The following is a 25,803-nucleotide window of genomic DNA, read 5'->3' as shown; positions in this document are numbered from 1 at the left end:
TTCGACCTTACACGGAGATTATGACCAAGGAATGACGCAGCGCTAACAAGAATATTTCCATATGAAAATATTGCGCCAGGCAATGATTGAGATGAGGCTGCTGAAAAGACTCTCACTCTAAATGTGCAATACATTGTGAAATTTTGAAAATTTGCCTTGCAATTTTTTTCGGCGATCTTCGCGACGAAATAAGCAGGCTTGGTGGAATGTTGAGATCGCAAGCTGATAGCGCAATAACGGAAAAACTATTGGAAGGAGTGCAAAAATAGTTTTTTTCTCGTCTTAAGCGAGCTCGCAATACACCCTGAGAGTCGGCAGCCGAGCTGAAAAAAACGGCGGCAAAAATGGCATAAGCATATGCATTTATTTCTTTACGTAAATAAACAATTTATACAATATGTCGGATTTTTTTACATGACGTTACTTTGTGAAAACCATTTTTCTTTTAAGTGATTGAATTTGCAGAAATATTTTTCTCTGGCATTTTTTGTGCTTAGCGGTGGGCCTGGGGAAATATTTTTGAAGTTTGTACCCCTGTTTCAATAGTGCCTGCAAATCCGTTCGTATTAATATCAATTACAAGGAAGCACAATGAAATTCAAACCCCTCCTGGCAGGTCTTGCTGCCTTTAGTCTTGTTGCTAGCGCGCAAGCAACCGATATCCTCAGCGAAAATTTTGATAGTTTTTCGTCCTTGGCTGGCAAGGGATGGGTGGTCTCCAATAAGGGACAGTTCCCCAATCCGGATTTGTCTGCTTCGTGGTCGCAAGGCAGTCCTGGGTCTGCATTCAATTCTCAATCTGGCGCAGCGGATTCGTATGCGGGTGTCAGCTATGCCAGTGCATTCGGCAATGTTATCGACAACTGGCTGTTCTCGCCTGTATTCAATTTGGCCGCAGGCGAGACAGTCACTTTCTATACACGCTCCCATGGAGATTTGCCGGATCGCCTGCAAGTGAGCCTGAGCGGAAATGGCGCCAGCACCAATACCAGCGACTTTACTTCCTTGCTGTTTGATCTCAATCCCACTTATACCGCAGACGGCTTTCCTACCGACTGGTTTAAAGTGCAGTTCACTATTCCTACATTTTCTGGTTCAGGAACAGGCCGCCTCGGCTTCCGTTTTTACATCGCAGACGCATCCGCCAATGGCGACTATATTGGTCTTGATACCTTCAGTGTCGTGCCTGAACCTGCGACAGTCATGACTCTGGGCATAGGCATGCTGGGCTTGCTGGCCATGCGCCGCCGCAACAAATCGCTGTAAAACTTGTAGTACGTCACAACAACAGAAAACCGCCGTCTCGAATTGAACGGCTCATTCTCGCAGCACAAGGGTATTCCGGCTTGCGCGGGTAGCGCATGCGGTATGCCTAGCCCTTACTTATTGAAGGATAGTGACATGTCGACTGAAAAATCTTTAATGAAAGTTTTACAGACATCGCAGTGGCATAAGCGATTGTTCCTGGCAACGGCAGTTGTTTCTGCGATCGCCGTCGCTCCTGTTGTGCATGCACAGGAGAGTGGCATGCGAGTAGCAAAGGATCCGGTGACAGGCAAGCTGCGCGCGCCTACCGCCGAAGAAGATGAAGCCCTGAATAATCAGATCAAAGCAGACGAGGCCAGCAAGGCTGGACGGCAGTCCACCCAGGCCAGGGCCAAGCGTGCCGTTGCTGTTGTACGTGCCGACGGCTCAAGGACGATGGTGCTGGACGAGAGCTTCATGACTTATTCCGTTGCCACGCGCAAGGCGGACGGCAGTATCGAGATGGAATGCGTAACCGGTAGTGAAGCGGCTGACAAGCTGGTCAATGCCACACCTGCTGCAACGGCATCCACTGCATCCACCAAGGTCAATCATTCCCAGGAGCACAACCATGAAGAAAAATAAAACTTTGTCCCTGAAAACAGCTGCGACCCTGGGTGCATTTGTCGTCGGCATGAGCAGCGCTGCTGCGTCTTTTGCTGCTGCGACTATTGTCATCGTTAACGGTAATGCTGCCGGCGTGGGCTTTAACGACACAACAGTAGCTGCGCCTGTTGGCGGCAACTCCGGCACAACGCTGGGCCAGCAACGCCTGATTGCATTTCAGGCCGCCGCTGCAAAATGGGGTGCAACCTTGACCAGTTCGGTACCTATTACCGTGCTGGCCACTATGGAACCGCTTGCTTGTACCGCGACTACAGCCACTTTAGGCAGCGCTGGCGCGACCCAGATTTTTAGTGATTTCCCCGGTGCACCACTGGCAAATTCCTGGTACTCGTATGCGTTGACGAACAAGCTGTATGGTGCTGAGGCTCTCGGTGACCAGGCCGTACCGCAAATACGTGCGCGTTTCAATTCCAACCTGGGTCTGAACGCGAATTGCCTGCCTGGCTCGCCTTTCTATCTGGGGCTGGATGGCAATGCAGGAAATCTGGTGGATCTGGTTACCGTGCTGGAGCATGAGTTTGCCCACGGATTGGGATTCCAGACCTTTACCAATGGTGCGACCGGCGCTCAACTGGGTGGGACTCCATCGGTGTGGGATAACTTCATGTGGGATAACACAGCCGGCAAACGCTGGGTGGATATGACGGATGCTGAGCGCGCAACTTCATCGCTCAATTTCCGCAAGCTCGCATGGACAGGCCCGAATGTCAGCAGCAAGGTGCCTACTGTTTTGGCGGCCGGCACCCAGCGCCTGAATATCTCCGGACCAAATGCCGCCGATGCAGCAGGGGACTTTCCTATAGGTACAGCGTCATTTGGCGTCGCCTTGTCCAGCCCTGGCGTGACAGGTCAACTGATGCCGGTAGTGGATCAGACAAATGGTACCGGGTTGGCCTGTAATCCGCTGAGCGGCGTGAATGCCTTAGCAGTGAATGGCCGTATTGCATTGATTGACCGCGGTGTTTGCGGCTTTGCGGTAAAGGCGAAAAATGCGCAGGACGCGGGTGCTATCGGTGTAGTGATTGCCAATAATGCAGCGGGTACTGCGCCAGGGCTGGGCGGCGCCGACCCTACCGTCGTCATTCCAACCTTGTCCGTCAGCCAGGCCGATGGCATTCTGCTGAAATCCAAATTGGGCAAGCGTACCCGTACTTCATCCGGTGTGATTGCCAATCTGGGCGTGGATCCTAACCAGTATGCCGGTGCGGATAAACTGGGTCGTGCTTTGTTGTTCACGCCGAATCCATATCAATCCGGATCTTCCGTCTCTCACTGGGATACGCTGGCTTTCCCGAATCAGTTGATGGAACCCGCAATCAATGCCGATCTGACACATGAAGTAACTGTGCCTTATGACCTGACATTTGAATTGCTGAAAGATATAGGCTGGTAAGCACAGCCACCTGACCTGGTCAGCAGCAAGGCAACGAAAGTGTTCTTTCGTTGCCTTTTTCTTTGGACAGTACAGAGGGAAGAGGGTGCACGGCAGTATGCAAATTCTGACTGTGGATATCAGGAAATATTCGTTGGGAATGAAGCTGTTGCGCGCTATAGTGGCGCCGTCTCTTCATTGACCTCCCCCGAGGTTTTTGTTCAACCCGCGAGCTCAGGCTCGCGGGTTTTTTTTATGAAGTACGAAAATAAAAATGGCATGCACCCGGAGGTACATGCCATTCAAGACCGCATGGTAGCGCAGACTTAGCGCATGAACTTGCCGTCTTTTCCTATCACTGTCAGATCGACGAAGTGGGAGGCATTGTGATTGCTGCCGCTGAACTTGACCTGGAAGCCGCCGACGTCATAAGAACTCATGCCGTCCATCGCCTTGATAAAACTTTCCCTGCTCAGGCTGCCGCCAGCGCGCTTCAAGCCTTCAACAAATACCTTGGCTGCGATGAATCCCTCCAGGCTGACATAGCCGGGAACCCGTCCCGGTGTTTTCAGATACAGATTCTTATATTCTTTGACGATAGGATTGATGTCATCCCATGGCGCCGGCATGACTTGCGAAACCATCACACCGCGGCCTTCGTTGCCTAGCTCCTTGGCCAGCGCCTGGCTTCCTACGAAAGAGATATTCCAGAAAATGGGGTTGGCGTCGCCATCCTTCAGCATGCTCTTGATGAAGGCGGAGCAGGAGGTATAGGCGGAGATCAATACGATCGCCTGCGGTTTGGCTTGCTTCATCTGTGCAACTGCTTTGGCGACGTCAACACTGTTTCTTTCTACCGTTGCAGTCGCGACGATTTCGATGCCGCGTTTCTTCATGGCGCGGGTAACACCTTCCAGGCCTGCTTTGCCGTAAGCATCATTCTGGTAGAACACGGCGATGCGGTTCAGCGACAGGGTCGTGATGTGCTGGATGATTTTTTCGGTTTCTTCAAAGTAGCTGGCGCGGATATTGAAGATATTCCGGTTGAATGGTTCGCGTAAAGACTGGGCGCCTGTAAATGGCGCAAAGAAAGGCAGGTTTTCCTTGATGGCCAAAGGCATGGCTGCGTTGGAGGTTGGCGTGCCCACGTAACCGAAAAGTGCAAACACATCGTCTTTGTCTATCAGTTGCCGGGTATTGGCGACTGCTTTTTCTGCCTCATAGCCGTCATCCAGGGTTTTCAGGATGATTTGCCTGCCACCTATACCGCCAGTTGCATTCACGTGATCGAAATAGGCTTGCGCGCCGTCTCGCATTTCAGTGCCCAGCTGGGCTGCAGGACCGCTCAATGCCGCGGATTGTCCCAGAGTGATACTTTTGCTGGTAATGCCGTTCTCCGCATAAGCAGAGGAAAGAGCCAGTCCCAGGCTGAGGGCTGACATGAGTTTCTGTATTTTCATAGGATGGGATTGCGAGGGACCGTTTTGGAGACAGGCTGGCAATTACGCGTTTCACCACCGTGAGGGAGGGAAGGGGCGAATTATTGCCTTGTGGAAATCACGGGCGATTATACGCGATGCGCCTAAAACACCAAAGTGAAACGACCACAAAAGCATGTCAAAACGTGAAATGTGGACTTGTCACGACAGTGTCACCAGTCGGCGATAAAGTGATATACGCTGGTGATTGCTCTTGCTTTTAAGTAAATTTTCAGCCGAAAATCTTCTAGCCGAACCTGATTCTGGTTACTCCTGCGACTTCCTGCTCGTCTGCTTTTCCGGCCCCGGCGTCAAAATCTGCCCTGGCCCTTTGTATTTGTGTGGAATTGACTTGCGCCCATTGCGCCAGTGCGCTGACCGGCTCCAGCAACGTGCTGCCCAGATCAGTCAGCGCGTATTCCACGCTTTGCGGCACTGTCGGAAAGACCGTGCGCGTGACCAATCCATCCCGCTCCAGACTGCGCAAGGTCAGAGTCAGCATACGTTGCGAGATGCCCTCGATGCTGCGCTTGAGCTGGTTAAAACGTACCGGCCCCTCACTCAGCATCATGACGATGTAAATGCTCCACTTGTCGCCGACGCGGTCCAGGATCTGGCGCGCGGCAATGCAGCCTCCGCTGGTGTGGTCGAGAGTAGGTGACATGAATGTGCCTTCTTGCAGTGAAAATATAGTCACCATAATATACCTGGGAACAAAAAGTAACCACATAAACCAGCCTGACTGGCTGTTTTTAGGTACATCTCCCCTGTAATTGATTGTTAAACAAGGATTATCATGAGCAATATTCTCCTGCTGTTATCCAGCCCTAGCGGCGCGGCATCGCTGTCCACCAAGTTGGCCACCTCCTTGATCGAAACGCTGAAACAGAAGCATCCAGGTTCCAGCGTGACAGTGCGTGATCTGGCGCGCGATCAACTGCCGCATATCGGTGAAGATTTTGTTAACGCACGCGGCTTGAGTGCCGATCAGTATTCCAGCGGCCAGCAAGAAGTGATCGCGCGTTCGGACGCACTGATCAAGGAATTGTTCTCCGCCGATATCCTGGTGATCGCATCAGGCATGATCAATTTTGGCGTTCCTTCCACATTGAAAGCCTGGCTGGATCATGTACTGCGTGCCGGTGCTACCTTCAGCTATACCGAATCCGGTGTAAAGGGTCTGGTCTCCGGCAAGAAGGCCTATCTGGTCAATGCACGTGGCGGCGTTTATTCGGAAGGCGCCTACAAGCCTTTCGATTTCCAGGAACCTTACCTGAAAGGCGTACTGGGCTTTATCGGTGTTACGGATGTAGAGGTAGTCACGGCAGAAGGCGTGGCTTACGGCCCTGATGCGGCTGAAAAAGCAATCGGCGCAGCACAGGCAAAAATCGCGGCAGTATTGCAGGCCGCCTAATTTTTCACTGCCCCTACAGAGTGAAAAAGCCCGCGTCTGCGGGCTTTTTCTTTTTGTTTCTTTATGAAATGAGTTCTAAGCTTGTGCTTGCAATCCATTTACCCTCATGGCAGCATCGTCTCTAAATAAAAACATAAACTGGAGACAAGATGTACTTAGCCATACAATGCGCTACCTGTTTCGGCCGCTACCATGTTGCAACAAGAGGCTGAGCCGCAGGCGCAAAAGCGCCATGAAGTCATCATCATAGGCAGTGGTTTTGCCGGCCTTTGCATGGCGGCACGCCTGAAGCGCGCCGGCATTGATGATTTTCTCATCCTGGAAAAAGACAAGGAGTTCGGCGGCACCTGGCGCGTTAACCATTATCCGGGCTGTGCCTGCGATGTACCCAGCCATTTGTACTCATTCTCTTTTTTGCAAAACCCGGAATGGACACGCAAGTACGCGCCGCAAAACGAACTGCTGGACTACACCTGCCGGGCCGCGAAGGAACTTGGCCTGATGCCCCACTTGCAACTGGATACGGCTCTGCTCTCCGCCGACTATGATGAAGAGGCAGGCCTGTGGCGTTTGCATACCAGTCGCGGGGAATTGAGCGCTAAGAATCTGGTCGCCGGCATGGGGGCACTGGGGCGACCTTCCATACCCAATCTACCCGGGCTGGAAAACTTCCAGGGAAAAATTTTCCATTCGCAGCAATGGGATCACAGCTATGCGCTCAAAGACAAGCGTGTCGCCGTAATAGGTACCGGCGCCAGCGCCATACAGTTCGTGCCCGAGATTGCTCCAGAGGTAGCGCAGCTTGATCTTTATCAGCGCACGCCGCCTTGGGTATTGCCGCGGCCGGACCGTGCTATCAGCAATGCTGAACGCTGGCTGTTGCGGCATGTCAAAGCCAGCCAGTGGGCCTATCGCGCCTTGAACTATGCGCGCAATGAATGGCGCTACGTTGCATTCGGCAAGCCTACGCTGATGCTGGCCACGCAAAAACTGGCCCTGGGCTACCTGCGCAAACAGATACGCGATCCGGAATTGCGCCGTAAGCTGACCCCGGATTATGTGATGGGCTGCAAGCGCATCTTGCTCAGCAATGACTACTATCCCGCGCTTGCCCGCCCCAATGTTACCGTGCATACCAGCGGCATACGCGAAATACGCGCGGGCAGCATTATCGACAAGGACGGCCATGAAAGGCCAGCCGATGCACTGATCTTTGCCACCGGTTTTGACCTTGAAAGAGTGCTGGGTCCGCTGGAGTTGCGGGGCCGGGGCGGCATCAGCCTGCAGCAGGCGTACCAGAATGGGCTGGATGCCTACAAGGGAACGAGCTTGCACGGTTTCCCTAATTTCTACATGATCACCGGCCCCAATACCGGGCTCGGCCACAATTCGATGATTTACATGATCGAATCAGCGGTGGACTACGTGCTGCAGGCGATCCTGTCCATGCAAAAGCAAAACATCAAGTCGCTGGAAGTGAAAGAAGCTGCTGCCATTGACTACAACCGGCATATACAGCAAAAACTGAAAGGCACGGTATGGAGCTCAGGCTGCAAGAGCTGGTACCTGAACAGCCGGGGAAAAAACCTGACGATATGGCCGGGCTATACCTTTGAGTATCGGCGTTTGATGAAAAAATTTGACGTCGATAACTACCATGCGCAGACAGGTTAAAGCCTTTTTTCAGATACAGTCCCATCTTCCGCTCGTCGCTATTCTTTTTTGCTTGCTGATGCCGGCAGAGGCGACCGCGATGACCTTGACCTTGGGCGCCTCCGACGTGGATAGAGTGGTTGGCCGCGTCACGATGGAAGTGGTGACGCAGGCCTACGCCCAGCTCGGTATTACGGTCAATTTTGTGCGCGCTCCCACGCGTCGCCGCCTGCTCGCCGCAGAGCAGGGGGAAACGGATGGCATTGCCAGCACTCTCGATCAGTCTATTTATAACCCGGAAGGCAGAAGCAGTAATCTGATCCAGTTGCAGACACCGATAGGGCGCGAAGACTTTGTCGTCTTTAGCAAGCATACGATGCTGACTATCAATGGCTATGCCAGCTTGAGTCCGTATAAGATAGGCTATGTCATCGGTGTCAGGATGACTGAAGAAAGGTTCAAGGGCATGCGCACTGATATCGCCCCCAACCAGGAATCACTTTTTAAAAAACTGGATGCAGGCCGCACTGATGTGGTGATTGATGCGCGCTCAGGCATCTGTACAGCCAGGCGATTAAAATTGATGGATATTGTGGCACTGGAGCCTCCGTTGGAAACCCTGGATTTTTATCACTATGTGAATAAGAAGCACCGCGATCTCGTGCCCAGGCTGGAGGCGGTTCTGCAAAAAATGAAGCAGGACGGCAGCATCAAAAAGATCCAGGAAAAAGTGGAGCAGGAATACTACGCCCAGTGCAAATGAGCCCGCACCCACTCACAAAGTAAATAGCATCGCGATCACCGCCAGCGCCATCAACGCTGTCGCCAGCCAGCCGAGTATCCTGAGCCGGGTAGATATCACGAATTGGCCCATGATTGCCGGCTTGACTGCCATCAGCATCATCACGGCCATCACCGGTACCGAGATCACGCCGTTTATCACGGCGCTCCAGTACAGGGCTTTAATCGGATCTATGCTGCTCAGGCTGAATATCACGCCGATCAGCGTCGATACCGCGATCACTGCATAAAAACCCTTGGCCTTGCCGGGCGTGTATTCAAGGCTGTTTTCCCATTGGAAGGTGCCGGCGATCGCATACGCGGAAGAGCCGGCCAGCACAGGGATAGCCAGAAGCCCCGTGCCTATGATGCCGGCGCTGAATAGCAGGAAGGCGAATTCACCTGCAATCGGCCTCAGTGCTTGTGCCGCCTGTGCGGACGATTGTATGTCGGTAATTCCATGCGTATGCAGCGTGACGGCTGTAGTCAGCATGATGAAAAAAGCCACCATATTGGAAAATCCCATCCCTATGTAGGTATCTATCTTGATCCTGTGCAGGCTGGCCCTGGCTTGTTCTGGAGATTGCAGCAGGTCATGCTGTTCCGGCTTGGCGCGCATATCCTCCACCTCCTGCGAAGCCTGCCAGAAGAACAGGTAGGGGCTGATGGTGGTGCCGAATACAGCCACCACGGTGGTGATGTACTCGGCTTTTAAGGAGATGTGCGGCAGCAGCGTATGCATTGCGACCTGCTGCCAGGGGATGCGCACGACAAACACCGTGGCCACGTAAGCCAGCAGGGCCAGCGTCAGCCACTTCAGTACCCTGACGTAGCGGTGATAAGGTACCAGCACCTGCAGCATCACAGACAACAGGCCGAAGCCTATCGCATACCAGTGTGACGGGCCGCCGGCCAGCAATTTGGTGGCTTCGCCCATCGCGGCGACGTCGGCGCCTATGTTGATCGTATTGGCAATCAGCAGCAGGCTGACCAGACTGTACAGCAGCCAGCGCGGATAGTGTTTGCCGATATTGGTTGCCAGCCCATGTCCGCTGACCCGGCCTATGCGCGCGCTGACTATCTGTATTCCCACCATCAGAGGATAGGTCAGCAAGACTGTCCACAGCATGTTGAAGCCGAACTGCGCCCCAGCCTGCGAATAGGTAGCGATGCCGCTGGGGTCATCATCTGCAGCGCCGGTGATCAGGCCCGGGCCCAGTTTGGAGAGAAATGGCTGGTCGTCCTGGTCTTCAAGTGCCTTGTCCGCAACGGTCTGCATGTTCATCATCTCTTTCATTCTTGTTATTGTTGCCATTTTTCGTGTCTTTGGCTTGAAACCGCATGCAGCCGTTTTGCACATTCTGCCCAGTGATGGTGGAATAGCCATGAAATGCAGTCTGTTCGCAAGCGTACGGTGGTGCATCGCAGCAACACTGCTTTTTATAGGCGAATCATAGGCGAATAATAAATCTACCCGCCCACAGCAAATAAGCGATGTTGCAAAGCCGCACAGATTGACAGCGAAAGCGTTCAACTACAAATTGACAATACCGTTTAGCCTGTTTATCGTCTGTATTAACAATAAAAAATCCTGCACTCGATGACGGGATAAAGCTCATGATCAGGTACCAAGGGAGACACCGATGAAATTGCCTGTTGCACTCGTAGCATTGTTATCCGCCGCCTTTTCTCTTTCTGCGTCTGCGCAGACTGCTTGCAGCTATGTCGATCAAAAATATACTTGTGAAGACGCCAGCAATTACCAGGAAAAAATCCAGAAACCGGGCAATTCATTGTTGACTGCAGACAAGTTCAGCAATCCGCTGATCCATGAAAGCAGGGACAGTGCCTTTATTTCAGCCGACAACCGCAGCAAACAAAAAAACTCTGATCTGGCCATAGTGACCGACGGTCGAGGCATACAATGGACCGGCCGCCAGGTAGGCAGCCAGACTGTGTACATGAACAACAAAGGCAATAAAGTCACCTGCCAGACCATAGGTTCGCAACGCGCCTGCATCTGAGTGGCGGCAAGCAAGGACAGACCGTGCCTGCAACAAAATATCGTAAAACAGCGGCCTGCTTATCCAGGCCGTTTTCTTTAGTGTAAGGATTTTCCGGATAGCGTAGTTTGATTCGGATCAAGCATGCTCGTAGCTCCCCCGACAGCAAAACACCCCTCCAAAACGCGTTCTGTCCTGCTTTAACTGCATTTCATCGCATTCCTGATGTCTATTTATCAGCAGCCTGTAAGATTCAATCTCATCAAGTCAAGGCAAGTACCGCTCCAGGAGCCGCTTGCCGGCACGACAGACATTTATTGAACGAAGGAAGTCCTAGCCATGCAAGTACGCCACCGCCTGACACGAAGCTTTTGCGCTGTTGCGATCGCCTTTGGCAGTGCCGCTGCACTGATGCCTGTCCTAAGTGCGCACGCAGAGGGATGGAGCATAGGCTCATCCCGGATAACGGGTTCCGGCAAGGTGGAAAAGCAAAGCCGTGCCCTTAGCAATTACAGCAGCGTCTCGGTAGGTGTGCCGGCCAATGTGGAGTTGATACAAGACAACACCGAAGGCCTGACGATAGAAACCGATGACAACCTGCTGGCGCAGATAGAGACAGTGGCAGAACACGGCGAACTAAAAATACGTACCGTCAAGCGTAACCTGAACCTGGATACGAAGACGCTGAATATCGTCATCCATCTGAAAAACATCGAGCGCGTCAACCTTGGGGGCTCCGGCACGATTTCTGCGGGCAAGCTACACGCGTCCAACATGAATGTGAACCTGGGCGGAAACGGTACAGTTGATTTCAAGGCGCTGGAAGCAGGCAAGCTCGACGTAGCCCTGGGCGGCACTGGCGGCCTGAAGCTGGCTGGAAATGTGAACAGCATGTCTGTTGCGGTAGGCGGTGCCGGCAAGTTTGATGCCGGCAATTTAAAAGCCGGATCCGTAGATATTGCGATAGGCGGTTCTGCGAGCATGACTGTGGCCGCCAGGGATAAGCTGTCGCTGACAGTGGCAGGTTCCGGCGATGTTGGGTATTACGGTGATCCGCAAATCAGCAAAACAGTGGTCGGTTTAGGCAGCCTGAAACGTCTGGGGGCGTTTCCGCAGTAAAGAACATGGAAAGTCCGGATGCAGGCATCAGGACTTTCCGCAAGGTGTTATTGGGGGAGTAAGTTCGGTGGGCATTCGTGCCCACCTTTTTTTATGTGTTGCTGCACTTATATTACTACTCTTGTGCTGCAACGCCTACTGCCATAAAACAACAATTTATTGACGCCGGCCGAAGGAGACTGCATACGCATTTGCCCTGGCATTTGCCATCTGATCTTCTACCTCGATTCCCTTGGGGAGATTGTTCGGCATGAACAGCAAGGCTTTTTGTGCTGCATCGCTATCGGCGACGGCAGTGGTAATGGACAAGGTGCCTAGTTCCACTACGCGGCGGCTGTCGGGCCAGGCGATGGATGGATCATCAATCTTGTCATCCTTTTCTGCTATTTGCAGCATTAGCTTGAACTTGACGGGGCCTTTTTTGACGCGTTCGCGAATTTCATCTGCCAGGTAGCCGGGGGCCGCCTTGGCGGTCTGTTCATCGCTCAGGTAGGCTGCGTCGGCGACAGGGATGATACGGTAGCGGCCATAGGTCACCTTGTTCTGGGCGTTGATGAACTTGAAGGTATTGACTCCGAAGTAGGGCAAAGTGCCAAAGCTGACCGGGGCCGGTTTCGGCGAAGTGAGGAAGGTCTTGGCAATCGGATGGCTGCCCAGGTAGTTGTCCAGTTGAGTAGGTTTTGCTGCATCGGGGCCGCTTGCGGCAAGCGCCTGCAGCAGTTCGCGGAATTGATCGGTATTCGCAGTAGGGAAGCCATTAAATGAATGCGAAACGATGTCGGTAGAGCTGCTGTCCGGTAACTTGAATTTGATAGCCAGGCCGCGTGGCGACGCCAGCGGATGATTATCGGGAATATCCGGCAAACCGGCAAAATTGGAGAAGCGCACGGTGACCGGAACAGTCGTTTTTTGTAAATGCGCGGCCTTGGTCACGCTGGCAGCAGAGGGACTGGGCGCGAATGTGCCTTCCAGCACGATGCCCTTCGCATGGATTGCACGCACATGATGGTCGCCGAAGACACTATTGAGTGTATCGACCATCTGTGTCGGCGTGCTTTTCAATTCCGGCTGAGGTGTGGATACCTGTGCGCCGGCGAAGCCGCAAACCAGGGCGGTGGCAAGTGGGATGAGCCTGGGTGTCATGTAGAAAATATTTTTCATTTTGCAAATTCCTTGGTATTAGTTGGATAAAGTAAGGCTCTGGCGTCTGGCGGCCAATGTATGAACCGCATGCGCATCGTGTGCCAGCTTCGGTCGCGCAAGTTCGCGTGCAAGCGGGTGGAAAACCTACCGGCTTGCAGTCGTTTTTCAGGGGCACGCCCTGTTTTCGATCCGACGTATGCTGTTAAGTCGTCGTTGAATGGATTGTGTTACAGCTTTTTTCTGTCTGTTTTACAGATGGTGTGATTTCCGCAACCCAGGCCTTGGCCGGATGCCCGCCATCAATAATCGGCTTTTTGATTTTTATTGTTCGGAAATCCAGAAACCAGATCCGGAATATGCAAGCTATTGAGAAAGGCGTGCGATCTTCATACTATTGCCTCCGAGCCAGATCCAGCTAGACAAGTTCTCGGTTTTGCATGATTTGAATTTTTTGTGGTTTGCTGTGATTTGTGAGAAAAGCGCTGTTGCCCCATATCCTCTAATTAGAAAGAAGGAATAGATGAGACTTAAATTTGCCGTTTTGTTCGCAATGCCATGTGTATTGTCCGCCTGCGCACCTATGCCGGTGGGAGACGAAAGTAATGATATGCAAGAAGAGAAAGTGTATGTGACTGGCAGCAATTTGCCTCAGCGCAGCCGTAGCTCCAACCTGGGTAAGATGAGTGAACAAGACCTGGAAACGCTACGCCGCAACCAGACCATGACGGTCGCTCCATTGCCGAAGTAATTTTTCCGGCGAGACTCACATGCTGGAAAAGCTGGTCACGAATGCCTGGGCCGGCTAATCGGCCTGGCGATGCGAAATCACGCATTTCAGTCAATGCGTGCTTTCGCAAAAATGATGTTGCGCATGAGTTTGCATACGCAGCCGAAACTCCATTCATCGGTGAATGGAGCTCTCTGGAACGGGCCTTCGATTTTCAGCTATGGCTGGCGGTTTTCGCGTCAGTTGCCGAAGTGAAATGCTCTTCGGCTTGGGCTCTTACCACCGCAGGGTAGTCCCAGTCAGGCGCAAACAAGGTACCGTCCGCCCTGGCCATGGCTATTCCCGCTTTGACTTCCGCGCGTGTCTTGCCTGCGCCGCTTGGCGTTGCGGCGACGTGCGGGTAGTCGTAGTCGGTATCGGCAAACAGGCTACCGTCTTTTCTTGCCTCCTGGATGCCGGCAACAACCTGCGCACGGGACAAGGTGGATTGTGCTGCAGGGATGACAGGATAGTCGGCATCGGAAAAATTCAGCAATCCCTGCGCTCTTGCCTGATTCAATTCATTGACGACTTGCTGGCGGGTTTTTCCCTCGCCGGAATTTCCAGTTTGAACATCTTGAGAAAAGGCCACGGAGCTTGCAGCAGTCAAGGCCAACAGCATGATTAATTTTTTCGCATTCATTTCAATTCTCCAATAAGTGGTTGATGAAAGTCAGCAGGCATCGGGACGATTCGGAACTGGCTAACTTGAGTGCAAGTGTAGGCGTGGGGCAGGAACATGGAGATGACGCAGAAATGACATGTTTGTCATTTCCTTGCATGCCCTTGATGCGAATCCCTTGGCACTGCATAGGGACATTATCCAGTCGCAAGAAAGTGTTTGACCTGAAGTGCAGTTGAGGTTTTATAGTGAGCCTATCGCTAACCAATAGCCCTTGAAGGAAAACATGGCCAGCACAAATACCCGCCGCACCTCGCTCTCTTTCCTTAACCCGCAGGGTCTGTATGATCCCAGGCCTAATGGTTATACGCATGTAGTAGTGGTACAGGCGCCTGCGCGTTTGATTTACATTGCTGGGCAGGGCGGAGAAAATGCAGAGGGCCAGTTACCGGCGCAATTTGAGCAGCAGGTGCGCCAGGCATTGGGCAATCTCCGGCTTGCTCTTGCCGCCGCTGAAGCAGGGCTTTCCGATGTGGCGAAAATTACGGTGTTGATTGTCGACCATAGCGAGGAAAGGCTGGCGGTATTGAGCCGCGAGCTTAATCAGGCCTGGGGCGATCTGCCTGCGCCAGCCTGCACCCTGATACCGGTTCCTCGTCTCGCGCTGGATGGCATGCTGTTCGAGATTGAAGCAACGGCAGTATCGCAGCTTGGCACTGAGGGCCGAGGTGAAGGCTGGTATTCCTGGTGCGACTCATGCTGCAAGCGGTTTCGCAAAATCCATCTGCCTGTCATCGATGGGCAGGTGCAACAGGCTGGCCAGCAAGCCCAGCGCAATCGCGATCATCCATACCGCATGATATGAGTGGGTCGCATCAAACATATGGGCGCCCAGCCACACGCCGAAGAAGGCGCCCAGTTGATGGCCGAAGAAGACAAAGCCGAACAGTGTCGCCAGGTATTTCATACCGAACACCTGCGAAACGATGCCATTGGTCAGCGGAACTGTGCCCAGCCAGGTCAGACCCATCAATGCCGCAAACAGATAGACCGTGGTTGGCGATATCGGCAGCCATATGAAGGCGGCGATGGCAGCGGAGCGTATCAGGTACAGGCCGGACAGCAGGTACTTGCAGCTATATTTGCCGCCCAGGTAGCCGCAGTAATACGTGCCGACGATGTTCGTCAGTAAAATGATCGCCAGCGCAGTTACTGCGACGCCGGGCTGCATGCCCTTGTCCATCAGATAGGCGGGCAGGTGGTTGCTGATAAAGGCAAGCTGGAAACCGCAAGCCAGGAAACCGGCATTCAATAGCCAGAATCCGCGATGCGAAAAAGCAGCCCGGATGGCCGACGACATTGATTGCCCGGCGGCCGGCGGCTCCTGAAGCTGGTCTTGCAGCGCGAATGAGGTCGGTGCAGCGGCAACAAACAGCAGCGCAATCACGACTAATGCGGCGGCCCATCCCAGCGCACCCATCAGGCCGTGCGTTATCGGCACGATGGCAAACTGGCATAGTCCGCCAATGGCGCCGGTCATGCCCAAGGCCCAGCTACGCTGCGCCGGCGCAGCAATGCGGCTGACTGCGCCATACACCGTCGCAAAGGCGGTGCCGGACAAGGCCAGGCCTATCAGCAAACCTGCGCCCAGATTAAGGCTGGCGATGGAGCCGGCAGTTGCTTCCAGATACAGGCCCACAGCATACAGCGCACTACCGGCCAGCAATACCCTGACGGAACCGAAACGGTCTGCAATCATGCCCATCAGCGGCTGCGACAGACCCCAGACAATGTTTTGCAATGCTATCGCCAGGCCGAATTGTTCCCGCGTCCATCCGCGTTCGCTGATCATCGGCAGCATGAACAGGCTCTGCACGTTGCGCATACCCATGGACAGACCGAGCAGGATGCCGCCGCACAGGACGACTAGCACTGGGGTTTGCCAGTTGCGTGTGGTATTCATAAAGATTCTCCCAGAATAGTCCGGCTCTGATCCGATGTGGGGGCAAAGCTTGGTACAAAATTTAAGGCATCCGTCAGCCTGTCATTACCCCAGAACATTTCATCATTGACGATGAAGTTGGGCGCGCCGAACATGCCCAGAGCCTGTGCTCTTGCCGTTTGTTCCCGCAATTGCTGCTTGATGCCGTAGCTCTGCGCAAGCCGGATGATGTGTTCCGTTTGCGGCCGCAAATCAAGCGCCTGCAGGACTTCCCTCATTGCGGTTTCATTGTCGATATCGCGGTCATGCACGAAATTCAATTGCATCACCGCCTGGACAAATGTGGCTATCCAAGGCGCATCCTTGTGCGCGAGCGCAATGCGCGATGGCAGTATGGCCCAGCGTGGAAAAACCGTAGGCCGGCGAAACGGCAGGCCATACTTGGCGGCTTCGCGCGCCATGTCTTTCCACATGTAAGCGCCTTTGGCTGGATACAGCACGAAAGGGGAATCGTTCCAGCCCTGCTGCTGGAAGATAGGCCCTAGCAAAAAAGGACGGTAGTTAACTGCCATTCCAGCCTGCTGCGCCAGTGCAGGTAGGCGCATACTGGACAAATAGCTGTATGGGCTGCCGAATTCAAACCAGAAATCCATCGTCTTTATCCTTATTTTGAGATTGGTGTTGTGGACGCTGTCAGTGAAAACGGCCCCTCAACACTGAAGCGCGCCTGTGACGCCCATTGCGGTTGACGATACCATTTCTCAACAAAATTGACCGTCATCCGCTCAGCTTCCTTATCTGCTGCCGCACTGGATAGTGTTATCTCCACGGTCGAAGCTGAGAAGGCCTGGATCACCAGATCCTGGCCTGAGCCTACCTGCAACTGCTGGCCGGGACCCAATATGCTGTCTTCCGCATTGCCCAATTGAGTCACCCACAGAGATCCTTTGCCACACTGTATCAGCACACCCGCGTCATGACAGATCGCCAACGCGGAGCGTCGCTCCAGCTCCAGCGATGCACTGAGCCGGATGTGGCCGGTAGAGGAAATCACATTCCTGCGAAGAAAGTGAAAAATACGCTTTAAAAGTTCCATGCCTGCTATTAAAGTCTTAAAATACAAGCTGCTCAAGCGACTTATATGCATGCTTCGCATGCGTGCTGGGAATGCGTGCTGGGAATGCAAGAAAAATATCAAGAGGATGATTCTGACGGAGATATGACTATGCTCAGGATGCAGGAAGGACTAGCGCTGTGCCGGACCCGTTAAGCAAGTTGCCGCCGCTGGACCTGGTGCGCGGTTTTGTCGCGGTGGCGCGGCGCATGAGTTTTACCCATGCCGCTGAGGATCTGTTTGTGACCCAGTCCGCGATCAGCCGCCAGGTGAAGAACCTGGAAGAGTTTCTGGGAACCAGCCTGGTGATACGCAAGCACAGGGCGATAGAGCTGACGGACGACGGCATGCGCCTGTTCCGCTGCGCGGATGGTTGGCTGCAGCAATTGGCGGAGGTTACTGCCAGCATGCGCCGCGCAGATGAGCGGCGCCCAGTGACCATCACTGCCAGCCTAGGCGTGACTTCCCTGTGGCTGGTGCCGCGGCTGGGCGAATTTCAGAGCAGTCATCCCAGCATTGATGTGCGCGTTGCGGCGAGCAATAAAATTGTCAACCTGGAGCAGGATGACATGGACCTGGCGATACGCTATTGCCGCAATGCGCTGGTGCCGCCGGGCGCCATTCGCCTGTTTGGCGAAACCCTGGTGCCGGTCGCGCATCCTTCGCTGAAGATCAAGGATATAGAATCCACGAGTGCGCTGGCGAAAAATATCTTGCTGGATCTGGATGAGCCGCAGCGCCCCTGGCTGCAATGGTCGGACTGGCTGAGCGCCGGCCAGCTGGATAAGGTCAAGCCCAAAGGCGTGCTGCGCTTTAACCAGTATGACCAGGTAATCCATGCGGCACTGGCCGGCCACGGCATTGCGCTGGGCCGCATGGCGCTGGTGCAGCCCATGCTGCAGCAAGGGCGACTGGTAGCCGTCGGCAAACGTACTGGGCAAGTGGATCACTTCGCCTATTGGCTGATCATGCGCTCCGGCCAGATGAGGGCGGAGGTGCATGAGTTTGCCGAGTGGATCATGCAGGAGGCCAGGCTGGCGAACGAAGCGCTGGCCTGAGCGGCCAGGTTCGCTGCAGCCGCGGGTAGGCTACTGCTTGGGTTTGGCTTCGCCGCTGGCGGGTTTGCCGCCGGAACGCAAGGGCAGCAGCTTGCTGATCAGGTCAAACCAGAACGGCGCGCCCATGGTGGCGGCGCTGGCGGTAATCAGCCAGCCCACAACCAGTAGCAGCGCATCGCACAGCCATTGCCAGTCTGTCTTGGGCGCCGCATTCTTCTCCGACCAGGCCGCCGCCGGCCAGCCCATGGGAAGGGAAGGAGGCAGCGCATTCAGCATCTTCTGGCTTTGAGCAACCAGGTCCATATCCTGCAGGCTATTGTCCTGCAGGATGGCAGTACTGGTGATATTGTCCGCCTGCTTGACCATCATTTCACGCACGGTTGGTTCGCGCCAGAGCTGTTTGAAGATCTGGATGGAATCCACATTGAAAATGACAGCCACCGTCAGGCCGATCAGGAACAGCAATGCCTGCGTACGGCGCTTGTACCAGCCGCTGACCCTGTCCATTGCCTCATCAAACCAGGCCTCGATTGCTTTCTGCGCCTTGTCCATGTCGCCGCCGGCCTTGGTGATGAAAGATTGTAGGGTAGTCTTCAGTTCGCTGTCGGGCATGTTGGCGATAGCCTGGCTCAGGTCGGTAGGGTTGCCGTTTGTGTTCTTGTAGGTTTTGCGCACAGTGTCCAGCAAGGTGATCGCAAAGGTGGCGGATTTCAGATACGAGGGTTTGGTGTCGCCGCTGTTTGCGGTAGGCTGGCGGCTGCTGAATAGCCATTGGAACAGGTCGCGTATGCCGAACTTGTCTGGCACCTGGCCGCGTATCAGCGGATGCATCAGCATGTCTTGGGCGATCTTGTTGCCGGGGTCTTCCGATGAAACAACGGCTTTGGCCGGCGTATTGCCCAGCTTCATGTCGCCGGCGATCAATATGCTTTGTATTCCTTCCCACAGCGTCTTGCCGCGCAGGTTCAGGTAACCGGCGATCACTTCCTGCACCCCGGCACAGAACATGGCGACCAGGAAGAAAATCGTACCTAGTCCGATTGCCACATCCAGAAAAACAAAATTCATGATCTATCCCCTCATTTTGATGCTCGAAATATTATCATTCTTTTAATTGATATCGGCTATATTTGCAGCCTGTCATCGCATTTCTGCAACTTGTCGCAAACCGCTCTTTTTTTCTGCTGCCTGTGGGCATACTGGCGCTGTCGCTTATCCCTTACTAGTGCCCCACATAAACCCTTATTTAAACCTATAACCTGCCTGCCGGAAAATGAAAAATACACTACTGCGCTCACTGACTTCCGTTGCTGTCCTGTCTGTTCTCGCCGGCCTCGGCGGCTGCGTCATTATTGCTTCCAATGACGATGCCCATATCCACACCGCTTTTGATATAGGCAAGGGCGTTACAGGCAATGGCGACATCGTCCGCGAAGGGCGCCAACTCGCTGCTGCGGATGCATTGGAAGTGAATGGCCCGATCTCCGTGCAAGTACGCATGGGAGCAGTCAATTCGCTGGAGGTGGAGGCTGACTCTAATCTCCTGCCCCTGGTGAAAACCGAGGTGCGCGACGGTGTATTGAAGCTGCGCCTGGACGGCAGCGTTTCCAATAGCCGTGCACTGCGCGTCATCTACACGACGACTTCGCTGCGCGAAATCACGGTCAACGGTTCCGGCAGTGTGGATGCGGCAGCGCTGCAAAACGAGACGCTGGCAGTATCAGTCAATGCGTCTGGCAGCGTGCGCCTGGAAGGTGCAGGCAATAACCTTGACCTGCGCTCGCGCGGCTCAGGCAGTATTGATGCCTCTGGATACAGGCCGCAGCGGGCTAATGTCAAAATGTCTGCCTCCGGCGCGATAACGCTGGGGCAGATCAATGCAGCGCAGTTGTCTGCCGAGATCCGCGGCTCAGGTTCTTTCAAGGCCAGTGGCAATGTACGCCAATTGACGGCCAGCCTGCATGGTTCAGGCAGTGCCGATCTGCGCGGCCTGACAGCAGAATCTGCAGAATTGTTCAGCTATGGCTCGGGCAGCATCTCTGCCGCGGTCACCCGTTCGCTGGAAGCGCAGGCAGTGTCGTCCGGCAGCATCAAGGTGTATGGCAATCCTCAGCAAAGCAAGGTCAGCGGCAGAAATGTGCAGATTCTTGGCTAATCTCAAAGCTGGTATTGCCTGAGCAGATGATGGTTTAAGATGGTTTGAAAGGTTTGAGTGATCTCCCTCTTCCGCAAGCGGACGAGGGAGTTTTCGTTTGAGGCGGTTCAATTCCCAAACCGCCGCTGCGATCAGGCCAGTGCGCGCGCCAGGAAAGCACGCATCAGCGTACCGATTTCCGCTGCATGGGTCTCCAGCGCAAAGTGGCCGGTATCTAGGAAATGGACCTCGGCGCCGGGGATGTCGCGCTGGTAGGCTTCGGCACCCGGTGGCAGGAAGAAGGGGTCATGCTTGCCCCACGCTGCCAGCAGAGGCGGTTGGTGGCTGCGGAAATATTCCTGGAACTTGGGGTACAAGGCCACATTGCTGGCGTAATCCAGGAGCAAGTCCAACTGGATCTCATCATTGCCGGGGCGTGCCAGCATCCAGGTATCCATGGTGTAGGATTCCGGTTCTATCAAGGACGTATCTTTGACGCCATGCGTGTACTGCCATTTCAGGCTTTCCGGCGCCAGGAACTGGCGTAATACGTCACGGTTGGCCTGGGTCGGCTCTTGCCAGTATTTCTGGATAGGGTTCCAGCCTGTGCTCAGGCCTTCTTCATACGCATTGCCGTTCTGGGTAATGATCGCAGTCACGCGCTCAGGATGGGCCATCGCCAGGCGGAAGCCGGTTGGTGCGCCATAGTCAAACACATACACCGCATACTTTTTCAGACCCAGCGCAACGGTGAAAGCGTCGATGCTGTTGGCCAGATTGTCAAAGCTATACACGTAATTGCGTTCCGGCGGCACGACGGTAAATCCAAATCCCGGCAGATCCGGCGCGATCACATGATAGCGGTCAGACAATAAAGGAATCAGGTTGCGGTACATGTGCGACGAAGTTGGATATCCGTGCAGCAACAGGACTACCGGTGCATCTTGCGGACCGGATTCACGGTAAGCGATGCTCAGGCCGTCGGCATCGACGGTTCTTTGATAGACGGGAACGACATTCAGTGCGGAAGGCAAGGTTGACATGGCAAGCTCCAAAAAATTCAGAAAAGTGGCGAGATGGCATCGATGGATTATTTTGTAACCGGTAATCGATGTTTTATATGGTTATCTATAAAATGTAACTTGTCAAGTATATTTTTAGTGGTTACAATGTATCCATCTCATGTTTCAGGAAATATCCCATGAAAGCCCAAGAACCCGTTGCCATCCAGCCGGCGAATGTTGCTCCCTTGTTGGCAGACCATCCGGCCCTGGATTTTTTGAATACTCTTGTACGCGTGCGGGATGAAGACGTGGATTTCCTGAGCGATGATGCGGCAGTGATGGCATGGCTGCTGCGCACCGGTTTTACAGATGAAGATGCGCGTGAGGAACTGGCAGGTGAGCTTAGTTCGCGGCCGGGTGTATTGAAGGACATCACGGTGGGCTTACGAGAAAACAGCCGGCAACTGATCGCGCTTCACAAGACGGGTAAATGGGGCGATCCGGCCATCATCAACCGGTTTCTGGAACGTGGCGGCAGCTACCGGCAATTAGCCTGGAGCAAGGAGACATCGCCCGCGACATACAGCTATCGCAGACTCAAGACATTGGAAGATCTGCTGGTGCCGGTTGCCGAGGCGGTTGCAGATTTACTATCGCATGGCGATGTAGAGCTCGTCCGCAAATGTGAAAACCCGGAATGCAGGATGTGGTTCTACGACCGCACCAAATCACACAAGCGGCGCTGGTGCAGCATGGCGCTTTGCGGCAACCGGATGAAGGTTGCCGCGTTCCGTGCGCGGGAGCGCGGCTGAACTTACAGGCTTTGGCCGAGGTTCGTACGCTTGGTTCATGCAGGTAACTGATGCGGAAGTTCATGCGCATTCTTGGCCGTACGGTAGGCCAGGAATGCTGCCATCAGCAATAATATCGACGAGGCAATCAGCGTATGGACTACGCCATTGCTGATCTGGGCATTCGTTCCCAGGCTAACCATCGCACCGTACACGGCGACACCCATCGCGCCGCCCACCTGGCGTGCGGCATTCAATACGGCTGAGGCAGTGCCCGCCATGCTTTTTTGCACGCTGGACAGGATGGAGGTCGTCATCGCCGGCACTGCCAGGCCCATGCCTGCCGGGATCAGCATCAGCCCCGGCACCATGCCCGCAAAACCAGCCTGCGAGCCCACGCCTATGCCCATGGCCAACAAGGCATAGCCGCTGCAGCATATCAGGCCGCCAGCGATCATGGGCATGCGCAAGCCGAAATGCGCGGTCACTTTGCCGCTGGCGATATTGGAAAAGATAAAGGTTCCGGTCAGAGGCAGGAAAGCCAGACCGGTTTCCATTACGGAATAGCCGCGTATTTTCTGGAAGTAGAAGCTCAGCACGAAGATCACGCCATAGTAGGAAAAATTCACCAGTACACCAAACAATACCGCGCCCGAAAACGCCGCCTGACGGAATAACGGCAGCGGCAGCATAGGCGACGCCACCTTGTTTTCCACGATCAGGAATAGTGCGCCGGCCACCAGCGCTACTGCAAAGCCGCCTTGCACCAGGGGATGCGACAAGCCCAGCGCATGCACCTCTATCACTGCACCGATAAAGCCGGTGAGGGCAGCGATTGCCAGCAGTTGGCCTGCAATATCAAACGACTTGCCGTGTTCTGCGCGCGGTATGCGGGGCACGCTGAACCAGGTCAGCAAAAATCCCAGTATGCAAATTGGTACATTCACCCAGAAGATGCTGCGCCAGCCGCCGACCGATAGCAGCAGGCCGCCGACCACAGGACCGGCGGCGATGGATACGCCACCCGCTGCGGTCCACAGGGCGATGGACTTGGCCAATTGTTTTTTGTCATGCGCATAGCTGTAGTTCAGGATAGCCAGCGAGCTGGGCACCAGCAGCGCCGCTCCTATGCCCTGAATGGCGCGCGCGATATTCAGCACCATGCTGCTGGGCGCCAGTCCACAGGCGACCGACGCCGCCAGGAACAGGGAAAAACCAGCGAGAAACACCTGCTTGGGGCCGAACTTGTCGCCCAGCACCCCGGCAGACAACAGGAAGACGGCAAAGCCCAGCGTATACGCATCGACCACCCATTGCAGGTCTGAAACGCCGGCCCCCAGGTCAGCCCCTATGCGGGGCAATGCAACGTTGACGATGGTGACGTCGAGCTGGACGATGATGAAGGCAAAGCTGCTGGCCAGCAGTACCCAGAGTGCGGAAGGTTTGGCAGGGACTTGTTGCATATGGGCTCTCTGATGCTTTCTAATGCTTACTGATTGCTTTAAGGAATTGCTTGTAAAAACACAAAGGCAAGCCTGTTTCCTGGGTGAATGTGCCCATCATAAAACATTGCGTTCATCTCTAAAAATGATTAATAATGAAGATATATATCTTCATTTAAGAATGGTTGTCTGATATGGATCTGTCTGTCTTGCGCATTTTTAAGGCCGTGGCCGAGGAGGGCAGCGTCACCAAGGCGGCTGTCCGCACGCACAGGGTACAGTCAAACGTTTCTTCCCGCCTTGCGCAACTGGAAGAGAGCCTGGGGGTGTCGCTGTTTCACCGTTCCGGCCGCAATTTGATCATTACCGCGGAAGGCACGCGGCTGCTGGAGTATGCCGACCGCCTGCTGCAACTGGCGGAAGAAGCGGAAACGGCAGTGCGCGGCAGCGACAAGCCCAGCGGCAAGCTGCGCATAGGTTCAATGGAAACCACGGCGGCGGCACGCCTGCCGAAGATACTGGCAAGTTTTCACAAAAACTATCCGGAAGTGGACATGCTGCTAGAAACCGGCACCACCGACTATCTGGTGCAGGAAGTGCTGGGGCACCGGCTCGATCTGGCGCTGATCGCGGCGCCATTCTTTCATCCGGATCTGCAGCAAATGACGGTATTTGAGGAAGAGCTGGTGCTGGTCACCGACCATGCGCATGCTGTAGTAACGTCCGCGCATCAAGTGCAGAAAAAAACCTTGCTGGTATTTAAATCCGGCTGTTCTTACCGACGGCATCTGGAGCGCTGGTTTGCCGATGCCGGCTGCACGCCCTTGCGCACAATGGAGTTTGGCACCTATGAAGCGATCATAGGCTGTGTCGCCGCCGGCATGGGCGTGGCGCTGGTGCCCCGGACGGTATTGCAGCAGCGTGAACTCGGCGACAGCATACGCGTTCATACTATCGCCGCCGACATCGCCCGGGTAGAGACCCTGCTGATATGGCGTAAGGACGTCAGGCATCATCCAGCGCGGCAGGCGTTTGCAGAAAACCTTCAGGCTCTGAGCTGAATCCCACTTACGTTGCCGCTTGCCGGACTTGGCTGCGACGTAAAAAGCTTGTATCGTGGGGCCTGATTTTTACTGAGTGCAGAGACGGGATGCCGATGAAGATGCGAAGCAGGCTGCTGGCGATACTATGGACGGGATTGGCTACGTTGCAGGCCTATGCAGCAGACTATTCCCAATTTGAAAAAATTGACGTGCCGGTCAATGCAGCGCAACTGAAAAAAGATAAGGCCGTGCTGCAAGAGCTGAAGCGCGACAGTTTCAGTGCCGAAGCTTTTGAACCGGCACTGGGCAAGCCCTTGCCTTACCGCCTGCTGAGTCCGCTGTCGCCGCAGCCGGGAGTGCTGTATCCGGTCGTCATCGTCCTGCACGGTTCGGGTGCGGTGGGGGATGACAATGTATCGCAGCTTGGCGCGTTTGCTCTATCGTGGTCGGCACCTGCGATACAGAGCCGCTTTCCTGCCTATGTGCTGGTGCCGCAGTTCCCTGAGCGTAGTGCCAACTATAGTGAATCAATAAAGGATGGTTTTCTGGCCTCGCAGCCGGGAGCATCCCTGGGCCTGGTATCACAGATGCTGGATGATTTCATCGCGCAGCATCCTGTCGATACCCGGCGCATCTACCTGAGCGGTTTTTCCATGGGCGCCTCTGCCGCATGGAACCTGCTGTTGCACAGCCCCGGAAAATTTGCCGCATCGGTAGCGTACTCCGGCATCCCGCCGGAGCGCAGCACGGCGCTGCAACTGAAAGACGTTCCAGTGCTCATCGTGCATGGCAATGCCGATACGGAGAACCCCATACCACCGGACCGGGCGATGTTCGCAGCATTGCAGAAGGCGGGGGCAAAGCACGTATATTTTCGTGAGTATGAAGGGATGGAACACAGGGTTCCGGCAGACATGTTGCTGGATCTGCGCTGGCGCGAATGGCTGTTTGCGCAGCGCAAGGCCGACTAGCTGAACCGGCGAGGGCGTAAGC

26 protein-coding genes are annotated in these 25,803 nt (G+C 54.5%); 15 read left to right on the top strand and 11 right to left on the bottom strand.

Translation table 11 applies throughout. The features are described from left to right. The first annotated feature begins 591 nt into the window (after positions 1 to 591). The 3 genes from IEW12_RS07235 to IEW12_RS07225 all read left to right on the top strand — a co-directional run bounded on the left by IEW12_RS07235 (position 592) and on the right by IEW12_RS07225 (position 3,325). On the top strand, positions 592 to 1,266 hold the full coding sequence (locus tag IEW12_RS07235) for a choice-of-anchor J family PEP-CTERM protein (RefSeq protein ID WP_188565249.1): 675 nt from the start codon (positions 592 to 594) through the stop codon (positions 1,264 to 1,266). A 261-nt stretch (positions 1,267 to 1,527) separates the two neighbouring features. After that, positions 1,528 to 1,890 carry a post-PEP-CTERM-1 domain-containing protein gene (locus IEW12_RS07230; RefSeq protein WP_188565248.1) on the top strand — a complete coding sequence of 121 codons (363 nt, stop codon included), beginning with the start codon at positions 1,528 to 1,530 and terminating at the stop codon, positions 1,888 to 1,890. Further along, the gene (locus IEW12_RS07225) at positions 1,877 to 3,325 is read left to right on the top strand and encodes a PA domain-containing protein (protein WP_188565247.1); all 1,449 of its coding nucleotides are present in this window, start codon (positions 1,877 to 1,879) and stop codon (positions 3,323 to 3,325) included. Before IEW12_RS07230 ends, IEW12_RS07225 begins: the two co-directional genes overlap by 14 nt. Before the next feature lie 305 nt (positions 3,326 to 3,630). On the opposite strand, the gene IEW12_RS07220 is transcribed toward IEW12_RS07225, so the two are convergent. After that, the gene (locus IEW12_RS07220; protein WP_308789117.1) at positions 3,631 to 4,746 is read right to left on the bottom strand and encodes an ABC transporter substrate-binding protein; all 1,116 of its coding nucleotides are present in this window, start codon (positions 4,744 to 4,746) and stop codon (positions 3,631 to 3,633) included. Between the two features lie 283 nt (positions 4,747 to 5,029). Further along, positions 5,030 to 5,446 carry a winged helix-turn-helix transcriptional regulator gene (locus tag IEW12_RS07215; RefSeq protein WP_229750969.1) on the bottom strand — a complete coding sequence of 139 codons (417 nt, stop codon included), beginning with the start codon at positions 5,444 to 5,446 and terminating at the stop codon, positions 5,030 to 5,032. Positions 5,447 to 5,578: 132 nt separating this feature from the next. Between IEW12_RS07215 and IEW12_RS07210 the strand changes: the two genes are divergently transcribed. From IEW12_RS07210 to IEW12_RS07200, 3 genes are all read left to right on the top strand, one after another. Further along, positions 5,579 to 6,196, top strand: coding sequence for an FMN-dependent NADH-azoreductase (locus IEW12_RS07210; RefSeq protein WP_188565244.1), 618 nt, complete (start codon positions 5,579 to 5,581; stop codon positions 6,194 to 6,196). 192 nt (positions 6,197 to 6,388) lie between these two features. Further along, on the top strand, positions 6,389 to 7,870 hold the full coding sequence (locus tag IEW12_RS07205; protein ID WP_188565243.1) for a flavin-containing monooxygenase: 1,482 nt from the start codon (positions 6,389 to 6,391) through the stop codon (positions 7,868 to 7,870). Between the two features lie 79 nt (positions 7,871 to 7,949). Then, positions 7,950 to 8,612 carry a substrate-binding periplasmic protein gene (locus IEW12_RS07200; protein WP_188565242.1) on the top strand — a complete coding sequence of 221 codons (663 nt, stop codon included), beginning with the start codon at positions 7,950 to 7,952 and terminating at the stop codon, positions 8,610 to 8,612. A gap of 12 nt (positions 8,613 to 8,624) precedes the next feature. Here the strand turns inward: IEW12_RS07200 and IEW12_RS07195 are convergent, their stop codons facing one another. Beyond that, positions 8,625 to 9,914: an NRAMP family divalent metal transporter gene (locus IEW12_RS07195; protein ID WP_371874519.1), complete on the bottom strand. Its 1,290-nt coding sequence runs from the start codon at positions 9,912 to 9,914 to the stop codon at positions 8,625 to 8,627. A gap of 358 nt (positions 9,915 to 10,272) precedes the next feature. Between IEW12_RS07195 and IEW12_RS07190 the strand changes: the two genes are divergently transcribed. Together IEW12_RS07190 and IEW12_RS07185 are read left to right on the top strand one after the other, a co-directional pair. Next, a complete protein-coding gene (locus IEW12_RS07190) occupies positions 10,273 to 10,653 on the top strand; it encodes a hypothetical protein (RefSeq protein ID WP_188565241.1) in 381 nt (126 codons plus the stop codon). Between the two features lie 318 nt (positions 10,654 to 10,971). Beyond that, positions 10,972 to 11,751, top strand: a complete 780-nt coding sequence (locus IEW12_RS07185; RefSeq protein WP_188565240.1) for a head GIN domain-containing protein — start codon at positions 10,972 to 10,974, stop codon at positions 11,749 to 11,751. A gap of 156 nt (positions 11,752 to 11,907) precedes the next feature. Here the strand turns inward: IEW12_RS07185 and IEW12_RS07180 are convergent, their stop codons facing one another. Continuing rightward, the gene (locus tag IEW12_RS07180) at positions 11,908 to 12,912 is read right to left on the bottom strand and encodes a catalase family peroxidase (protein WP_229750968.1); all 1,005 of its coding nucleotides are present in this window, start codon (positions 12,910 to 12,912) and stop codon (positions 11,908 to 11,910) included. A gap of 502 nt (positions 12,913 to 13,414) precedes the next feature. On the opposite strand from IEW12_RS07180, the gene IEW12_RS07175 reads away from it, so the two are divergent. Then, entirely contained in the window at positions 13,415 to 13,642 is a 228-nt protein-coding gene (locus tag IEW12_RS07175) for a hypothetical protein (RefSeq protein ID WP_188565239.1), read from the top strand. 193 nt (positions 13,643 to 13,835) lie between these two features. Here the strand turns inward: IEW12_RS07175 and IEW12_RS07170 are convergent, their stop codons facing one another. Continuing rightward, positions 13,836 to 14,303: a DUF4148 domain-containing protein gene (locus tag IEW12_RS07170; RefSeq protein ID WP_188565238.1), complete on the bottom strand. Its 468-nt coding sequence runs from the start codon at positions 14,301 to 14,303 to the stop codon at positions 13,836 to 13,838. 265 nt (positions 14,304 to 14,568) lie between these two features. Between IEW12_RS07170 and IEW12_RS07165 the strand changes: the two genes are divergently transcribed. Further along, positions 14,569 to 15,147: a RidA family protein gene (locus tag IEW12_RS07165; protein ID WP_308789116.1), complete on the top strand. Its 579-nt coding sequence runs from the start codon at positions 14,569 to 14,571 to the stop codon at positions 15,145 to 15,147. Here IEW12_RS07165 and IEW12_RS07160 read toward each other — a convergent pair. The 3 genes from IEW12_RS07160 to IEW12_RS07150 are packed head-to-tail and all read right to left on the bottom strand — an operon-like array spanning position 15,037 to position 17,320. After that, positions 15,037 to 16,245: an MFS transporter gene (locus IEW12_RS07160; protein WP_188565237.1), complete on the bottom strand. Its 1,209-nt coding sequence runs from the start codon at positions 16,243 to 16,245 to the stop codon at positions 15,037 to 15,039. The two genes, IEW12_RS07165 and IEW12_RS07160, sit on opposite strands and share 111 nt — an antisense overlap. Then, positions 16,242 to 16,877, bottom strand: coding sequence for a 2-hydroxychromene-2-carboxylate isomerase (locus IEW12_RS07155; RefSeq protein WP_188565236.1), 636 nt, complete (start codon positions 16,875 to 16,877; stop codon positions 16,242 to 16,244). The genes IEW12_RS07160 and IEW12_RS07155 overlap by 4 nt, the downstream gene beginning before the upstream one ends. An 11-nt stretch (positions 16,878 to 16,888) precedes the next feature. Beyond that, positions 16,889 to 17,320, bottom strand: a complete 432-nt coding sequence (locus IEW12_RS07150) for a DUF2917 domain-containing protein (protein WP_188565235.1) — start codon at positions 17,318 to 17,320, stop codon at positions 16,889 to 16,891. A 158-nt stretch (positions 17,321 to 17,478) separates the two neighbouring features. On the opposite strand from IEW12_RS07150, the gene IEW12_RS07145 reads away from it, so the two are divergent. Further along, positions 17,479 to 18,396: a LysR substrate-binding domain-containing protein gene (locus tag IEW12_RS07145; RefSeq protein WP_188565234.1), complete on the top strand. Its 918-nt coding sequence runs from the start codon at positions 17,479 to 17,481 to the stop codon at positions 18,394 to 18,396. A gap of 30 nt (positions 18,397 to 18,426) precedes the next feature. Here the strand turns inward: IEW12_RS07145 and IEW12_RS07140 are convergent, their stop codons facing one another. Continuing rightward, positions 18,427 to 19,464, bottom strand: coding sequence for a hypothetical protein (locus tag IEW12_RS07140; protein ID WP_188565233.1), 1,038 nt, complete (start codon positions 19,462 to 19,464; stop codon positions 18,427 to 18,429). A 205-nt stretch (positions 19,465 to 19,669) separates the two neighbouring features. Here IEW12_RS07140 and IEW12_RS07135 point away from each other — a divergent pair, with 205 nt between their 5' ends. Then, complete coding sequence (locus tag IEW12_RS07135) at positions 19,670 to 20,551, top strand: head GIN domain-containing protein (RefSeq protein WP_188565232.1); 882 nt, start codon at positions 19,670 to 19,672, stop codon at positions 20,549 to 20,551. 131 nt (positions 20,552 to 20,682) lie between these two features. Here the strand turns inward: IEW12_RS07135 and IEW12_RS07130 are convergent, their stop codons facing one another. Beyond that, positions 20,683 to 21,573: an alpha/beta fold hydrolase gene (locus IEW12_RS07130; RefSeq protein ID WP_188565231.1), complete on the bottom strand. Its 891-nt coding sequence runs from the start codon at positions 21,571 to 21,573 to the stop codon at positions 20,683 to 20,685. 158 nt (positions 21,574 to 21,731) lie between these two features. Here IEW12_RS07130 and IEW12_RS07125 point away from each other — a divergent pair, with 158 nt between their 5' ends. Further along, the gene (locus tag IEW12_RS07125) at positions 21,732 to 22,346 is read left to right on the top strand and encodes a CGNR zinc finger domain-containing protein (RefSeq protein WP_188565230.1); all 615 of its coding nucleotides are present in this window, start codon (positions 21,732 to 21,734) and stop codon (positions 22,344 to 22,346) included. A 35-nt stretch (positions 22,347 to 22,381) separates the two neighbouring features. On the opposite strand, the gene IEW12_RS07120 is transcribed toward IEW12_RS07125, so the two are convergent. After that, the gene (locus IEW12_RS07120) at positions 22,382 to 23,788 is read right to left on the bottom strand and encodes an MFS transporter (RefSeq protein WP_188565229.1); all 1,407 of its coding nucleotides are present in this window, start codon (positions 23,786 to 23,788) and stop codon (positions 22,382 to 22,384) included. A gap of 173 nt (positions 23,789 to 23,961) precedes the next feature. Here IEW12_RS07120 and IEW12_RS07115 point away from each other — a divergent pair, with 173 nt between their 5' ends. Beyond that, positions 23,962 to 24,828, top strand: a complete 867-nt coding sequence (locus tag IEW12_RS07115) for a LysR family transcriptional regulator (RefSeq protein WP_188565228.1) — start codon at positions 23,962 to 23,964, stop codon at positions 24,826 to 24,828. Positions 24,829 to 24,923: 95 nt separating this feature from the next. After that, positions 24,924 to 25,781: a carboxylesterase family protein gene (locus IEW12_RS07110; protein WP_188565227.1), complete on the top strand. Its 858-nt coding sequence runs from the start codon at positions 24,924 to 24,926 to the stop codon at positions 25,779 to 25,781. The last annotated feature ends 22 nt before the right edge of the window (positions 25,782 to 25,803 follow it).

The organism is Parundibacterium terreum (assembly GCF_014636315.1).
GTDB classification, from domain to species: domain Bacteria; phylum Pseudomonadota; class Gammaproteobacteria; order Burkholderiales; family Burkholderiaceae_D; genus Undibacterium; species Undibacterium terreum.
This window is presented reverse-complemented; position numbering and strand designations above follow the sequence as displayed.

Bases quoted from the DNA above. Each gene is read 5' to 3' on its own strand.
- IEW12_RS07160 (WP_188565237.1), bottom strand. From the start codon at position 16,245: ATGAATACCACACGCAACTGGCAAACCCCAGTGCTAGTCGTCCTGTGC.
- IEW12_RS07135 (WP_188565232.1), top strand. From the start codon at position 19,670: ATGAAAAATACACTACTGCGCTCACTGACTTCCGTTGCTGTCCTGTCT.
- IEW12_RS07195 (WP_371874519.1), bottom strand. From the start codon at position 9,914: ATGAACATGCAGACCGTTGCGGACAAGGCACTTGAAGACCAGGACGAC.
- IEW12_RS07230 (WP_188565248.1), top strand. From the start codon at position 1,528: ATGCGAGTAGCAAAGGATCCGGTGACAGGCAAGCTGCGCGCGCCTACC.
- IEW12_RS07185 (WP_188565240.1), top strand. From the start codon at position 10,972: ATGCAAGTACGCCACCGCCTGACACGAAGCTTTTGCGCTGTTGCGATC.
- IEW12_RS07225 (WP_188565247.1), top strand. From the start codon at position 1,877: ATGAAGAAAAATAAAACTTTGTCCCTGAAAACAGCTGCGACCCTGGGT.
- IEW12_RS07220 (WP_308789117.1), bottom strand. From the start codon at position 4,746: ATGTCAGCCCTCAGCCTGGGACTGGCTCTTTCCTCTGCTTATGCGGAG.
- IEW12_RS07120 (WP_188565229.1), bottom strand. From the start codon at position 23,788: ATGCAACAAGTCCCTGCCAAACCTTCCGCACTCTGGGTACTGCTGGCC.
- IEW12_RS07150 (WP_188565235.1), bottom strand. From the start codon at position 17,320: ATGGAACTTTTAAAGCGTATTTTTCACTTTCTTCGCAGGAATGTGATT.
- IEW12_RS07200 (WP_188565242.1), top strand. From the start codon at position 7,950: ATGACCTTGACCTTGGGCGCCTCCGACGTGGATAGAGTGGTTGGCCGC.
- IEW12_RS07110 (WP_188565227.1), top strand. From the start codon at position 24,924: ATGAAGATGCGAAGCAGGCTGCTGGCGATACTATGGACGGGATTGGCT.
- IEW12_RS07125 (WP_188565230.1), top strand. From the start codon at position 21,732: ATGAAAGCCCAAGAACCCGTTGCCATCCAGCCGGCGAATGTTGCTCCC.
- IEW12_RS07130 (WP_188565231.1), bottom strand. From the start codon at position 21,573: ATGTCAACCTTGCCTTCCGCACTGAATGTCGTTCCCGTCTATCAAAGA.
- IEW12_RS07205 (WP_188565243.1), top strand. From the start codon at position 6,389: ATGTTGCAACAAGAGGCTGAGCCGCAGGCGCAAAAGCGCCATGAAGTC.
- IEW12_RS07165 (WP_308789116.1), top strand. From the start codon at position 14,569: ATGGCCAGCACAAATACCCGCCGCACCTCGCTCTCTTTCCTTAACCCG.
- IEW12_RS07210 (WP_188565244.1), top strand. From the start codon at position 5,579: ATGAGCAATATTCTCCTGCTGTTATCCAGCCCTAGCGGCGCGGCATCG.
- IEW12_RS07215 (WP_229750969.1), bottom strand. From the start codon at position 5,446: ATGTCACCTACTCTCGACCACACCAGCGGAGGCTGCATTGCCGCGCGC.
- IEW12_RS07140 (WP_188565233.1), bottom strand. From the start codon at position 19,464: ATGAATTTTGTTTTTCTGGATGTGGCAATCGGACTAGGTACGATTTTC.
- IEW12_RS07170 (WP_188565238.1), bottom strand. From the start codon at position 14,303: ATGAATGCGAAAAAATTAATCATGCTGTTGGCCTTGACTGCTGCAAGC.
- IEW12_RS07190 (WP_188565241.1), top strand. From the start codon at position 10,273: ATGAAATTGCCTGTTGCACTCGTAGCATTGTTATCCGCCGCCTTTTCT.
- IEW12_RS07235 (WP_188565249.1), top strand. From the start codon at position 592: ATGAAATTCAAACCCCTCCTGGCAGGTCTTGCTGCCTTTAGTCTTGTT.
- IEW12_RS07115 (WP_188565228.1), top strand. From the start codon at position 23,962: ATGGATCTGTCTGTCTTGCGCATTTTTAAGGCCGTGGCCGAGGAGGGC.
- IEW12_RS07175 (WP_188565239.1), top strand. From the start codon at position 13,415: ATGAGACTTAAATTTGCCGTTTTGTTCGCAATGCCATGTGTATTGTCC.
- IEW12_RS07155 (WP_188565236.1), bottom strand. From the start codon at position 16,877: ATGGATTTCTGGTTTGAATTCGGCAGCCCATACAGCTATTTGTCCAGT.
- IEW12_RS07180 (WP_229750968.1), bottom strand. From the start codon at position 12,912: ATGAAAAATATTTTCTACATGACACCCAGGCTCATCCCACTTGCCACC.